The organism is Bacillus sp. SIMBA_031 (assembly GCF_046535225.1).
Classification (GTDB): domain Bacteria; phylum Bacillota; class Bacilli; order Bacillales; family Bacillaceae; genus Bacillus; species Bacillus velezensis.
Genome location: NZ_JAWRXC010000140.1, coordinates 1 through 281 on the forward strand (window position 1 = coordinate 1; position 281 = coordinate 281).

The 281-nt window shown below is 33.8% G+C and carries 1 protein-coding gene; it reads right to left on the reverse strand.

Features of this window, described 5'->3' with window-relative positions:
* Nucleotides 1-100 precede the first annotated feature (100 nt).
* The coding region (locus SB724_RS19825; RefSeq protein ID WP_410572515.1) for a class I lanthipeptide at nucleotides 101-281 on the reverse strand (181 nt) is incomplete at its 5' end.

Sequence of the window (281 nt, forward strand, 5' to 3'; positions counted from 1 at the left end):
GTCTTTGTTAAGTGTTACTTCTTTTCCTAGTTTTACTGATTTGTTGCTCATTGTTATTATTTTTTATTGTTAATGAATTGGTTAATTAATTGATTGTTGACTATCCACATCCGTTGCAAGATGCTCCTACACAGCTGAAGCTTCCTTCAAGGTCTTGGTCAATCCCTCCAACTTTCTTTCCGCCTTTTACCTTGTTTAATTGATCTTCCTGTAATTTTGTAACTGCGTCTTTGTTAAGTGTTACTTCTTTTCCTAGTTTTACTGATTTGTTGCTCATTGTT